Source organism: Pseudomonas putida, from assembly GCF_022627325.1.
Lineage (GTDB): Bacteria > Pseudomonadota > Gammaproteobacteria > Pseudomonadales > Pseudomonadaceae > Aquipseudomonas > Aquipseudomonas putida_X.
Genome location: NZ_JAETZZ010000001.1, coordinates 637,990 through 651,407, shown reverse-complemented (window position 1 = coordinate 651,407; position 13,418 = coordinate 637,990). Strand labels below are relative to the sequence as shown.

The window sequence follows — 13,418 nt, the reverse complement described above, 5'->3', positions numbered from 1 at the left end:
ACTCCTCGGTCAGCGCCCGGCGCGCGACTCACGAATGTAGAAACGCGCCTTTTCGGCTTTCTTGGTGCAACCCTCGAACCCTTCGAACTGCTGCTGGGTCTTGGCCCCGGTCAACAGCGACAACGCCTTGGAATAGCTGACGGTACCGGCAAAGCCTTCAGCCTTGGCCAGGTCGAGCTCCTTCCAAGCGGCATCGAGCTGCGACGCGCAGCTGTCACGGTAAGCCGTCTTGCCCGCGCAGCCGGCAAGGGCCAGGGCAATCAGAGGAAGGCAGATCCAGGCTTTCATCGGTAATACCTCGGAGGTTGAATACGGTGGCTGTTCGACGCTTGGGCACCTGAAAAGTGCCGCGCTCGGCAGGTTTTGCCTAGAGTCTACATTGAAGCACAGGCAACGCTCGGTGCATTGTAGGGCCATGGATGCAAAAGCCGGGGAAGATCATGAGCAAACGTGTAGCACTGGTGTTGGGGTCGGGGGGCGCGCGGGGTTATGCCCATATCGGCGTGATCGAAGAAATCGAACGGCGCGGCTACGAAATCGCCTGCATTGCCGGTTGCTCGATGGGCGCGGTGGTCGGGGGGATTTACGCGGCGGGCAAGCTCGATGAATACCGCAACTGGATCGAAAGCCTGGATTACCTGGACGTACTGCGTCTGGTCGATGTCAGCTTCCGCCTTGGCGCCATTCGCGGCGACAAGGTGTTTGGGCAGATCCGCAAGATCGTCGGCGAAATCAATATCGAACAATTGCGCATCCCCTATACGGCAGTGGCCACCGACCTCACCCACCAGCAGGAGATCTGGTTCCAGGAGGGCTGCCTGCACCAGGCGATGCGCGCCTCGGCGGCAATTCCAAGCCTGTTCACGCCGGTCATGCAAGGCAACCGCATGCTGGTCGACGGCGGCATCCTCAATCCGCTGCCGATCGTGCCGGTCGTGTCCAGCCACTGCGACATGATCATCGCGGTAAACCTCAACTCCACCAACCAGAAGCAGTACCAGCTGCCTGTCATCGAGCGGCCGGCAGCGTTCAGGATGCGCTTTGACGCGCTGATCAGTTCGCTGGGGGCGCGCATGCCGTTCCGACGCAAGCCCGCCGAGGAACTGATGCGCATCGAGCAGGAGATCACCGGCGAGGGTCTGGTGCCACCCAACCCCTGGCTGAGCGATACGGCCGCCCCAGAAACCCAGCAACCGGCGGCGACGCCGCAAAGCGAGGGTGCGCCAAAATCGGCCACGGGGTCGATCATCGTCGACAACGTCGGGCCAGCGTCGCTGCTGGACCTGATCAACCAGAGCTTCGAGGTCATGCAGACGTCGTTGGCGCAATACAAGATCGCGGGGTATCCACCGGACGTGCTGATCAACGTACCCAAGCGGGTATGCCGGTTCTTCGAGTTCTACAAGGCGCCGGAACTGATTGCCTTGGGCCGGGAGATAGCGCGGGATACGCTGGATAACTACGAGGGCGAGAAGCGCTGAAGCGCCCCGGCGCGTGCCCCGTGCCCCAGAAACGAAACAGGCCGCATCATGCGGCCTGTTTCGTTACCAGAGTGTCACTCAGTAGCGAGTGATGTCCGCACTGCCTTCCAGCTGCTTGCGGTATGCCGCAAAGTCCTGCTGGCCTGCACGCGAAGCGAGATAGCGGCGGATCTGCTGCTTCTCTTCATCGCTGGCGGCGGCACCGTCGTTGACGCCTTTGAGCTGCAACACGACCAGGCTGCCATCGGCCAGTACCACGCTGCCATATACCGGCTTGCCCTTGGCTTGCGGCTTGGGCAGGCGGAACAGCGCCTGCAACTCGGCCGGGTCGATACCGTCCTGGCTGCGGGTGACTGCTTCGTAGGCCTTCCAGCTCTGGCCTTGCTGGGTAGCATCAGCAGCGACCGAGCCGTCACGCAGGCCGGCGATCAGTTTGTCCGCCTTGACCTTGAGCTCGGCGGTCGCCTTCTCCTTGGCCAGGTGTTCGCTGATGTTCTTGGCCACGGCTTCGAGCGGCATCTGCTCCGGCTTGCGGTGCTCCTTGACGCGCAATACCACGGTGGTTTCAGGGTCCAGCTCGATGGCGGTGCTGTTGGCAGCCTCATCAAGCACTTCCTCGGAGAACGCGGCCTGGACCACGGCACGGTTGGCCGTGATGCCCTCACCGCCTTCACGGCCGAATGGCGCGGAAGTATGCACCTTGAGGTTCAGGTCCTGGGCGGGCTGGGCCAGGTCGGCAGCCTCGTAGGCAGCATCCTGCAGCTGCTTGCTGGCATCGACATAGCGCTGCTCGACCAGCGGAGTCTTCAGGTCTCGCGTGAGCTTGTCCTTCAGGCTGGCGAAACTCGGGACTTCCGGCGCCTGTTTACCCAGCAGCTTGATCAAGTGATAACCGAACTGGGTACGTACTGGTGCTGACACCTGGCCATCGTCGAGCTTGTACAGAGCGTCCTCGAAGGCCGGGTCATACACACCCGGGCCGGCGAAACCAAGATCGCCACCGCTGTTGGCCGAACCCGGGTCCTGGGAGAACTCCTTGGCCAGCTTGGCGAAGTCTTCACCTTTGGCCAAGCGTTGCTCGATCTCTTCGATGCGAGCCTTGGCCTGGGCATCGCTGACCTTGTCATTGACCTCGATCAGGATGTGCGCAGCGTGGCGCTGCTCGGCCAGGTTGGCGATTTCCTTCTCGTACTGGGCCTTGAGCTCGTCGTCGGTAACCTTCACCTGATCGAAGAATGCCGACTTCTTCAGCTCGACATAGTCGATGACCACTTGATCCGGCGTCATGAACTCCTTGGCATGCTGTTCATAATGAGCCTTGACCTCGTCATCGCTGACCTTGACCGCAGCCGGGTTGGCCTTGAAGGTCAACGAAGCGAAGTCGCGGGTCTGGCTCTCCAGGCGAGCGAAGGCGTCGACCTGCTGGTCGGTAACGAAGCTGCTGCCGGCAATACCCGTGCGGATCTGGCCGATCAGCATTTCTTCGGCAAGCATCTCGCGGAACTGCAAACGGCCATAGCCCATCTGGCGGATGACCTGGTCGAAACGGTCGGCGTTGAACTTGCCATCAACCTGGAATTCCGGCGTCTGCAGGATCACTTGATCCAGCGCGGCCTCACTGAAGGCGAACTTGGCATCTTCGGCACCCTGCAACAGCAGCTTGCGTTCGATCAGCCCTTTGAGCGCAGCATCGCGCAGCAATTTCTCATCCAGCAGAGCCGGGTCGAAATCCTTGCCCAGCTGTTGCATCAGCTGGCGGCGCTGCATGTCGGCCGCTTGGCTCAGCTCGTTCTGGCTGATGGTCTGGCCGTTCACCTTGGCGGCGTCCTGGCTATGGCTGGCGGCCTGGAAAATGGCTTCGAAGCCCGTCAACGCCATCAACACAACGATGAGGCCAATGATGGTCTTGGCAATCCAACCTTGTGAATTGTCCCTGATATTTTGCAGCATGCGTCCCCCAGAAACGGCTGTACCACTGCGTCGACAACCGCGGAGCGTGGGTAGAATCCTGATAAAAGAAAGGCGCATCCGAGGATGCGCCTTTTCTTAGCAAACGTGTCAGGCGGGAACGTTTGCGACCCGCCTTCAGCGTGCTCGAACCTGGCAAGGCCCGGTCCAGCTGAAAGAGACGACTTAGTTGACGGCGTCTTTCAGGCCTTTGCCAGCCTTGAAGCCTGGAACCTTGGCGGCAGCGATCTCGATTGCGTTACCAGTTTGCGGGTTACGGCCGGTGCGCGCAGCGCGCTCTTTGACCGTGAAGGTACCGAAGCCAACCAGAACGACGTCGTCGCCTGCTTTCAGGGCACCAGTCACGGAGTCAATTACTGCATCCAGCGCGCGGCCGGCTACAGCTTTCGGGATGTCAGCAGATGCGGCGATAGCGTCAATCAGTTCCGACTTGTTCACTCTAAGTCCCCTTATTTCTCTATTGAGTTTGTTTCTAAGTATGTAATGAAAAGCTTCTGAAACGAATGCTGGGTGGCCTGGTGACAATAGCGTGCCGCTTTATAGCAAGGCCCCGAAAATACTGTCAAGGAAAGCCCCCCAGCCAAAAACTACTAATGCGTGCTGATACGTTCCTTAGCATCGCCGTCGCGCTTTTCATCTTTCGCGACAATCTCAGGAGCCACATCTGGCAAGGGCTCCGGGGCGTATTGCAGCGCAATTTGCAGGACTTCGTCAATCCATTTGACCGGTTTGATCTGCAGATCCTGTTTGATATTTTCCGGGATCTCCTTCAGATCGCGAACATTCTCCTCTGGAATGATCACCGTCTTGATCCCACCACGGTGCGCCGCCAGGAGTTTTTCCTTCAGCCCGCCAATGGCCAATACCTGCCCACGCAAGGTGATTTCGCCGGTCATGGCAACATCTGCACGCACCGGAATCTGCGTCAACGCCGACACCAGCGCAGTGCACATGCCGATACCGGCGCTCGGGCCATCCTTGGGCGTAGCGCCCTCAGGCATGTGGATGTGCACGTCGTGCTTCTCATGGAAGTCGGCGGCAATCCCCAGGCTGCGGGCGCGGCTACGAACAACGGTTTGCGCGGCGGTAATCGACTCGACCATGACGTCGCCCAGCGAACCGGTCTTGATCAATTGCCCTTTTCCAGGGATGACCACCGACTCGATGGTCAGCAATTCGCCACCCACCTGGGTCCAGGCAAGGCCGGTAACCTGGCCTATCTGGTCCTGCTGCTCGGCCAGGCCGTAGCGGAACTTGCGCACGCCCAACAGGTGCTCGAGCTGCTCATTGGTGACCTTGACCTTGACCTGTTTCTGGCCGGTGTGCTCCTTGACGACCTTGCGGCAGACCTTCGCAATCTGCCGCTCCAGGCCACGTACACCGGCTTCGCGGGTGTAGTAACGGATGATGTCACGGATCGCCGAGGTGTCGATCTCGAGCTCCTCCTTCTTCAAACCGTTGGCCTTGACCTGCTTGGGCGTCAGGTATTTGATCGCGATGTTGATCTTCTCGTCCTCGGTGTAACCCGGCAGGCGGATGACTTCCATGCGGTCCAGCAGCGCCGGCGGAATGTTCATCGAGTTCGAGGTGCAGAGGAACATCACATCCGAGAGGTCGTAATCAACCTCCAGGTAGTGGTCGTTGAAGTTGTGGTTCTGCTCGGGGTCGAGCACTTCCAGCAGCGCCGAGGCCGGGTCGCCACGCATGTCGCTGCCCATCTTGTCGATCTCGTCGAGCAGGAACAGTGGGTTGCGCACCCCCACCTTGGTCATTTTCTGGATCAGGCGGCCGGGCATCGAACCGATGTATGTCCGACGATGACCGCGGATCTCGGCCTCGTCACGCACGCCACCCAGGGCCATGCGCACGAACTTGCGGTTGGTGGCGGCGGCGATCGACTCGGCCAGCGAGGTCTTGCCCACGCCTGGTGGGCCGACCAGGCACAGTACCGGGCCGCGAATTTTCTTCACGCGCTTCTGCACGGCGAGGTATTCGAGGATGCGTTCCTTGACCTCTTCAAGGCCATAGTGGTCCGCGTCGAGAATTTCCTCGGCCTTGGACAGATCCAGGCGCACCTTGCTCTGGGCCTTCCACGGCACCTGCACGAGCCAGTCGAGGTAGGTTCGCACCACGGTGGCTTCGGCAGACATTGGCGACATCTGCTTGAGCTTGTTCAGCTCGGCCTGGGCCTTGGCCAGGGCGTCTTTGGGCAGGCCGGCAGCTTCAATGCGTTTTTTCAGCTCTTCGACTTCGTTGTGGCCTTCGTCGCCATCGCCGAGCTCCTTCTGAATGGCCTTCATCTGCTCATTCAGGTAGTACTCGCGCTGGCTACGCTCCATCTGCTTCTTGACCCGGCCACGGATACGCTTTTCGACCTGCAGCAGGTCGATTTCGGCATCCAGCATCGCCAGTACATGCTCGACACGGGTGGACAGGTCGACGATTTCGAGAATTTCCTGCTTCTGCTCGATCTTCAGCGCCATGTGTGCTGCCATGGTATCGACCAGGCGCCCAGGCTCCTCGATGCTGTTGAGCGACGACAGCACTTCAGCCGGGACTTTCTTGCCCAACTGTACGTACTGCTCGAACTGCGACAGCAGGGTGCGCACGAAGACTTCCGACTCGCGCTCGGCGGCGTCGGTTTCGTCGATCAGGGAAACTTCGGCACGGATGTGCCCTTCGACTTCGGTAAAGCGCTCGACTGCACCACGCTGCTCGCCCTCGACCAGCACCTTGACGGTGCCATCAGGCAGCTTCAGCAGTTGCAGCACGGTAGCGACAGTACCGACGCGATACAGGGCGTCTTCGCCCGGATCGTCGTCAGCGGGGTTCTTCTGGGCCAGCAGAAGGATCTGCTTCTCGCCAGTCATCGCAGCCTCAAGGGCCTCGATGGACTTCTCACGCCCCACGAACAGTGGGATGACCATGTGCGGGTAAACAACGACATCGCGCAATGGCAAAAGAGGCAAGTCGAGGGTGGTCTTCATGATTTCGCCTCTACAGCGGCCTTATGGCCGGAAACCGGTGGAAATGATGCTTGGACCTAATGTGGGGGCACGCCTGGGAAATTACAAGCGCTTGCACAGGAAAAGCAGAAAGGGGCCCGCATGGGCCCCTTTCTTGCTTGCTGCCACGGACCGACTCAGGCGTCGGGCGCGACCTTGGCTGGCGGCTCGCTGTTCTCGTAGATCAGCAGCGGCTGCGACGTGCCTTCGATGACGCTCTCGTCGATCACCACCTTGCTGACTTCCTTCTGCGAAGGAATTTCATACATGGTGTCGAGCAGCACGCCTTCGAGGATCGAACGCAGGCCGCGGGCGCCAGTCTTGCGCTCCAGGGCTTTGCGTGCGACGGCCTTGAGTGCATCACTGCGGAACTCGAGGTCAACGCTCTCCATCTCGAACAGCCTGGCGTACTGCTTGGTCAGGGCGTTCTTCGGCTCAGTGAGGATCTGCATCAGTGCAGCCTCGTCCAGCTCGTCGAGGGTTGCCAGAACCGGCAGACGGCCGACGAACTCGGGGATCAGGCCAAACTTGACCAGATCATCCGGCTCGACTTCCCGCAGCGACTCGCCAACCTTCTTGCCCTCTTCCTTGCTGCGTACTTCAGCGCCAAAACCGATGCCACCTTTGGTGGAGCGGTTCTGGATGACCTTTTCCAGGCCCGAGAAGGCGCCACCGCAGATGAACAGGATGTTGCGGGTATCTACCTGCAGGAATTCCTGTTGCGGGTGCTTGCGCCCCCCTTGCGGCGGAACGGAGGCAACGGTGCCCTCGATCAGCTTGAGCAGTGCCTGCTGCACGCCCTCACCCGAAACGTCACGGGTGATCGACGGGTTGTCCGACTTGCGCGAAATCTTGTCGATCTCGTCGATGTAGACAATGCCCATCTGGGCCTTTTCCACGTCGTAATCGCACTTTTGCAGCAGCTTCTGGATGATGTTCTCGACGTCCTCACCCACATAACCGGCTTCGGTCAGGGTGGTGGCGTCGGCAATGGTGAACGGTACGTTCAACAGGCGAGCCAGGGTTTCGGCGAGCAGGGTCTTGCCCGAGCCAGTAGGCCCGATCAGCAGGATGTTGCTCTTGCCGAGTTCAACCTCGTCACCTTTCTTGTCACGCTGGTTCAGGCGCTTGTAGTGGTTGTACACCGCTACCGAAAGCACCTTCTTGGCACGTTCCTGACCAATCACATACTGGTCCAGGATGCCGCTGATTTCTTTCGGCGAAGGCAATTTGTGCGCGCTGCTTTCGGCCTGGGCTTCCTGCACCTCCTCTCGGATGATGTCGTTGCACAGGTCGACGCACTCGTCGCAGATAAATACCGAGGGCCCGGCAATCAGTTTGCGCACTTCGTGCTGGCTTTTGCCGCAGAAGGAGCAATAAAGCAATTTGCCGCTGTCCTCGCCGTTACGGGTGTCAGTCATTCGATCGATCCAATCCGGTAGGCTTGCAACACAAGATGAAGGCAATTGCGGGCTTTTTCAAGTCCGCAGGTAGGCGCTTGAGGCACCTACCTGCTCTGGCACCTGGGTTCAGGAGGCCAGTTGCCGCTTGTCGTATACCGAGTCGATCAGGCCGTACTCGGCCGCGCGCGAGGCGCTCATGAAATTGTCTCGCTCGGTGTCGCGCTTGATGGTCTCCAGGTCCTGGCCAGTGTGGTAGGCCAGCAGCTCGTTCAGACGCGCCTTGATGTTGAGGATTTCCTGGGCGTGGATCTCGATATCGGTCGCCTGGCCCTGGAAGCCGCCGAGCGGCTGGTGAATCATCACACGCGAGTTAGGCAGGCAGTGACGCTTGCCCTTGGCACCGGCGGCCAACAGGAAGGCCCCCATGCTGCAGGCCTGGCCGATGCAGATGGTCGAGACGTCCGGCTTGATGAACTGCATGGTGTCGTAGATCGACATGCCAGCCGTTACCGAGCCGCCAGGGGAGTTGATGTAAAGATGGATATCCTTGTCCGGGTTTTCCGCCTCAAGGAACAGCATCTGTGCCACTACCAGGTTGGCCATGTAGTCTTCTACCGGGCCGACCAGGAAGATCACTCGCTCCTTCAACAGGCGCGAGTAGATGTCATAGGCACGTTCGCCACGGGCGGACTGCTCGATAACCATCGGGACCAGGCCGCCTGCGGCTTGGATGTCAGAGCTCTGCTGAATATAAGAATTGCGGGACATGTCCTGCGCTCACTCCCAAATAGTCATGGCTTGAATACGCACAAGCCAGCGCGAAGGCTGGCTTGTGGGGGTTTCCTACGAGAGGGCCGCCTTACTCAGCTTCGGCAGGCGCCTGAGCTGGTTTTACGGCTTCTTCGTACGAGACCGATTTGTCGGTCACAGTCGCTTTCTGCAGAACAGTATCTACAACTTGCTCTTCCAGCACAACCGAACGCACCTCGTTCATCTGCTGGTCGTTTTTGTAGTACCAAGCGATGACCTGCTCAGGCTCCTGGTAAGCCGAAGCCATTTCTTCGATCATCTCGCGAACCTTGCCTTCGTCCGGCTTCAGTTCGAACTGCTTGACCACTTCAGCGACGATCAGGCCCAGCACCACACGGCGCTTGGCTTGCTCTTCGAACAGCTCGGCCGGCAGTTGCTCAGGCTTGATGTTGCCACCGAACTGCTGAACAGCCTGGACGCGCAGGCGGTTGACTTCGTTTTCCAGCAGCGCTTTCGGCACTTCGATCGGGTTGGCGGCCAGCAGACCGTCCATGACCTGGTTCTTCACCTTGGTCTTGATCGCCTGGCGCAGTTCACGCTCCATGTTCTTGCGAACTTCGGCGCGGAAGCCTTCCAGGGTCGATTCCTTGATACCGAACTGGGCGAAGAACGCTTCGTTCAGTTCTGGCAGCTGAGGTGCCGAAACGCTGTTGACGGTGATGGTGAACTCGGCAGCTTTGCCTGCGAGGTCCAGGTTCTGGTAATCCTCAGGGAAGGTCACGTTGACAACGCGCTCTTCGCCGGCCTTGGCGCCAACCAGGCCGTCTTCGAAGCCTGGGATCATGCGGCCGGAGCCCAGTACCAGCTGGGTGCCCTTGGCCGAACCACCGGCGAAGGCTTCACCGTCGATCTTGCCGACGAAGTCGATGTTGACCTGGTCGTCCTTCTCGGCAGCGCGCTCGACGGCCTCGAAGCGTACGTTCTGCTTGCGCAGCACTTCCAGCATGTTGTCCAGGTCGGCGTCAGCCACTTCGGCGCTCAGACGCTCGACGCTGATCGACTCCAGGCCGGCAACGGCGAACTCTGGGAACACTTCGAAGATGGCGACGAACTCCAGGTCCTTGCCCTTTTCGAACGACTTCGGCTCTACGGCAGGCGCGCCAGCCGGGTTCAGCTTCTGCTCGACGATGGCTTCGTAGAAGGAAGCCTGGACCAGGTCACCGAAGGCCTCTTGACGGGCATCGGCTTCGAAACGCTGGCGGATCACGCTCATCGGCACTTTGCCTGGGCGGAAGCCCGCGACCTTGGCGCGCTTGGCAGTCTGCTGCAGACGCTTGTTGACTTCGTTCTCGACGCGCTCGGCCGGAACGGCGATGGTCATGCGGCGCTCGAGAGCGGAAGTGTTTTCAACAGAAACTTGCATGGATATTCCTCGTTGCACAGACGTTAGCCGGCGTTAGCCCGACTCCAGAATCAAGGGCAAGCATTCTAGTGAGTCACGCACCAGAAGTCACCCCACCCGGGACGACGGGAAACCACGCCGGTCGATTAGCTTGCAAGGCCCGCACGGCGTATCGCCGGGCCTCTATATATAAGCAGGCTGCGCAACGCCAGCGGCGGCACGCAACCGTAATACCTTGTCAAACAACTACAACCCAAAAAAACGCGCTCATTCAGGGTCGAGTTCATTGAACTGGCAGTACTCTTCCCAGGCCATACCCAGCGCTTCGGCCACTTCGCGATGGGTTTCCAGGCGCATGGCCTGCAACTGTTCAGGGCTCTCGGCGATCAACTGCAGCGCCAGCTCCCAAGGCTGGATGCCCTGCTCGTCGGCGGCATCCTCGAACGCCCATTCGATCTGCTGGGCCTGCTCGCGCGCATCCAGCGCTCGGATTTCCTCGAGCAGTTGCGGATTGGCCTCGGCGAAACGCTGAAGCGCCAGCGCCTGACGGGCTTCTTTTGCAATCATGGATAGATCCTTTGCCGGCCTAATCCAGCCGGAGTTTCAACCGACTGAAATCTATCAGCTTTTATTGGGGTGTCACCAGAGGATTGCAAGGGCTGGCAGAGCAAGTCACAAAGTTGTAGCACGTAAAGGCACCACACCTCAGGCATTCACCAGCCAGCCAGGCAATGAGGGACCGCTTTGCGACCCATCGCCGGCAAGCCAGCGCCCACCGGGACCGCGCAGTTCTTGAGGGCTATGCGATACCTGCCGGAGCCGGTTTGCCGGCGATGGCTGCATGGGTACGCACTCTTGCGCATAACGCAGAAACAACAAAGGCGCCTGATCATACGATCAAGGCGCCTTCGAAAATATGGGGTGGACGATGGGAATCGAACCCACGACAACCGGAATCACAATCCGGCGCTCTACCAACTGAGCTACGCCCACCATAGTGCGGTGCAACGGTACAACTTTACAAAAACGTGCTTACAAAAACATGGTGCGGACGAAGAGACTCGAACTCTTACAGCTTGCGCCGCTGGAACCTAAATCTGGTGCCAGAGCTTGGTCTATTCGCGAAACCCTTTAGATACAAGGGCTTGGCGCGCATCTTACACAGGTGGGACACACTATGCAACGCTAAATTCGTGTCCCAAGTGTCCCCATGTGTCCCGGTGTGTCCCGCCCTAATTTGGGTGGGCCCACGGTCGCCGCTCAGGGCCTACTCTGCCCGAGCCACGAATCAGAAAATGTGTCCCAACTAGGCGGTAGTGGCTTCACCATAGTTGAAGAACGTGTCGCGCTCTACCGACTCAAAAGCGGTCGGCTGTGCAGGTGTAGCTTCCAGCGCATTGCGCGCCTGCATTAGATTTTCCGGTGCCAGATGCGCGTACCGGAGAGTCGTGTTGATGTTCTTGTGGCCCATCCAATGCTGGACAGAGGCCAATGGGACGCCACGCTGTACCAGGCGCGAAGCGCAGGTGTGGCGAAGCATGTGAACGATAAACTGCGGGTCTTCTTCCATGCCCATGTAAGCGCGCAGAGTGGCCCACTGGTGACGCAGAGACGAAACGGTGAGCCCTTCAAATGTAGTCAGGTTCATCCGTCTGCGGTGCAGGATGCGCGCCACGCGACTGGTAGCCGGGATGGCACGGGCGTCTCCATTCTTGGTTTGTCCGGCGTACAGGTGGATCATTCCTTCCTGGAAGTCAGGAGCACTGAGCCCGAGGAGTTCAGCACGGCGGAACCCTGTATCGACCGCCACAATGATGAAGTCATGAAGACAGTTGAGCCCCAGGTGCTGGCACGCCTTAAGGACGTTGCCCTCTTCCTCCGTGTTCATCCAGCGGATACGGTGCTTGCCTTCTTTACGGCGGATCATACGCGGCACACTGAGGAGCCAGTTATGGTTCACGGCGGTCTTGAGGACCATAGAAAGAAGCGACAGCTTGCGGTTCACAGTCGAACCTGAGTTGCCCAGGTCTTCAAACTCCAGAACCATTTCAGTGATGGTCTCGGTCGTGATGTCGCTCAGCAGCGTATCGGCCCCTAGTGCTTTCAGCACGTTGCCGCCATTGAGTGTCATCGTTTTTTCAGACTTGCCACCCTTCCACTCCAGTCGGAATGTCAGGTCGTAGGCTTCTTGAAGGGTCTTGCGGGATTTCAGCGGGGAAATGGTGCCGGTGCCTTCGCCACGTACCGCCTTGGGTAGCGCGGCCCTCCTTGCGAGCTCTCTGGCCTCATCGGCCTTCGCCTCTTCCTCTGTGGCGAACGTTTGTCGGTAGCGGTCGTTACGTGACCCAAGCGAGACTAGATACTTATTTCCCTTCCTGTATATGGGCATTTTTGTCCTCAGATTCGAACAAGTTTTCGATGAATTTGCGCCCGGTGTCAGTGAACACCAGTTGCTTCTTACGCCAATCGTTCGGGTCTTCCTTAGCGACCAGGAAGCCCAATCCAGCGTCCGTGCGCCCACCACGCCCGTAGCTCGCAGCGTAGCGGGATGCGACAGCTACACCTACCCCAACCAGGTCGGCCATTTCCGAGATACCTACAGGCTCCTTTTGCTGGGCAAGAGTGAGCAGGTAGATGACTTGCCGGATGGGCATTTTGGGGTCCAGGTCGTGGAACTTCTCAAGTGCCGTGACCAGGCTTGTGATCTGTGCGCTGTCCATGTTTCTTAACTACCACCTTGTTGAAAACCAAGTGAAGGCCTAAGAGCCAGATATGATTCTCACAGATGGAAAAGTAATAGTCAAGGAATATTCCCGAACGCGAATATGTTTCGAGGAAGAATTCCCATCCGAACAATGTCAAAAACACGCCTTTGGATCCTTTTGATGAGCCAGTGGCGGATAATTGTCACAAATGGAAAGGTATTGTTCAAGCGACATTTGCCACGCTAACGAATTCTCTTTCAAGAGACCTTATCACGGTCAAAATCGAAAAATCCGAGGAGTCTACGCCTGACGCAGCTCACGCGAAACAGCTGTACTGTAAATTCATACAGCCCGCAGCTAAGGAGAAAAATTCTTCCGGAGACTACCTCGGTTGCTACACGGACGATTTGGGGAGATCGGAGCAAATCAGGGAACGAATCCGTCCTGATAGCGGAACGCCACAGAAGCTTCGAATACCGTAGCCCGATCAGGACGGGGTTGTATAAAGAAAGCTTCATCTCCTGCCATCTCCTGCTGCTCCATGAGGCTGGCGCGACGGAGCGTAGGGATCGACTCAAGCCCCGGGCCCGGTGGTCCGACATCCCTGAAGCAACCGGACTAACGCCCTCCCCTAGTCCACAGAGGCAGCCTTCATGGCTGAGGAAAAATCTAGAGCAATACATCAAAATAATACGCATATAGAT

11 protein-coding genes and 1 tRNA gene are annotated in these 13,418 nt (G+C 58.8%); 1 reads left to right on the top strand and 11 read right to left on the bottom strand.

What is annotated here, in order from left to right; genetic code table 11:
• Positions 1-9 precede the first annotated feature (9 nt).
• Complete coding sequence (locus JNA92_RS02970) at positions 10-288, bottom strand: hypothetical protein (protein ID WP_039602373.1); 279 nt, start codon at positions 286-288, stop codon at positions 10-12.
• 152 nt (positions 289-440) lie between these two features.
• On the opposite strand from JNA92_RS02970, the gene JNA92_RS02965 reads away from it, so the two are divergent.
• Entirely contained in the window at positions 441-1,481 is a 1,041-nt protein-coding gene (locus JNA92_RS02965) for a patatin-like phospholipase family protein (protein WP_241803231.1), read from the top strand.
• A gap of 78 nt (positions 1,482-1,559) precedes the next feature.
• Here the strand turns inward: JNA92_RS02965 and JNA92_RS02960 are convergent, their stop codons facing one another.
• From JNA92_RS02960 to JNA92_RS02915, 10 genes are all read right to left on the bottom strand, one after another.
• Complete coding sequence (locus JNA92_RS02960) at positions 1,560-3,431, bottom strand: SurA N-terminal domain-containing protein (RefSeq protein WP_241803230.1); 1,872 nt, start codon at positions 3,429-3,431, stop codon at positions 1,560-1,562.
• Between the two features lie 183 nt (positions 3,432-3,614).
• Entirely contained in the window at positions 3,615-3,887 is a 273-nt protein-coding gene (hupB, locus tag JNA92_RS02955; RefSeq protein ID WP_241803229.1) for a nucleoid-associated protein HU-beta, read from the bottom strand.
• A gap of 152 nt (positions 3,888-4,039) precedes the next feature.
• Entirely contained in the window at positions 4,040-6,436 is a 2,397-nt protein-coding gene (gene lon, locus JNA92_RS02950) for an endopeptidase La (RefSeq protein WP_241803228.1), read from the bottom strand.
• A gap of 155 nt (positions 6,437-6,591) precedes the next feature.
• On the bottom strand, positions 6,592-7,875 hold the full coding sequence (clpX, locus tag JNA92_RS02945) for an ATP-dependent Clp protease ATP-binding subunit ClpX (RefSeq protein ID WP_241803227.1): 1,284 nt from the start codon (positions 7,873-7,875) through the stop codon (positions 6,592-6,594).
• A gap of 108 nt (positions 7,876-7,983) precedes the next feature.
• Positions 7,984-8,625 (bottom strand): ATP-dependent Clp endopeptidase proteolytic subunit ClpP, encoded by a 642-nt coding sequence (gene clpP, locus JNA92_RS02940; RefSeq protein WP_009683825.1) that lies wholly within the window; start codon positions 8,623-8,625, stop codon positions 7,984-7,986.
• A 91-nt stretch (positions 8,626-8,716) separates the two neighbouring features.
• Complete coding sequence (tig, locus tag JNA92_RS02935; RefSeq protein WP_241803226.1) at positions 8,717-10,030, bottom strand: trigger factor; 1,314 nt, start codon at positions 10,028-10,030, stop codon at positions 8,717-8,719.
• 246 nt (positions 10,031-10,276) lie between these two features.
• Positions 10,277-10,576 (bottom strand): DUF6388 family protein, encoded by a 300-nt coding sequence (locus tag JNA92_RS02930; protein WP_241803225.1) that lies wholly within the window; start codon positions 10,574-10,576, stop codon positions 10,277-10,279.
• 350 nt (positions 10,577-10,926) lie between these two features.
• Positions 10,927-11,002 (bottom strand) — tRNA-His (locus JNA92_RS02925).
• Positions 11,003-11,315: 313 nt separating this feature from the next.
• Complete coding sequence (locus JNA92_RS02920) at positions 11,316-12,398, bottom strand: tyrosine-type recombinase/integrase (protein WP_009683201.1); 1,083 nt, start codon at positions 12,396-12,398, stop codon at positions 11,316-11,318.
• Complete coding sequence (locus tag JNA92_RS02915) at positions 12,373-12,729, bottom strand: hypothetical protein (protein WP_009683202.1); 357 nt, start codon at positions 12,727-12,729, stop codon at positions 12,373-12,375. Before JNA92_RS02915 ends, JNA92_RS02920 begins: the two co-directional genes overlap by 26 nt.
• Positions 12,730-13,418: the final 689 nt, after the last annotated feature.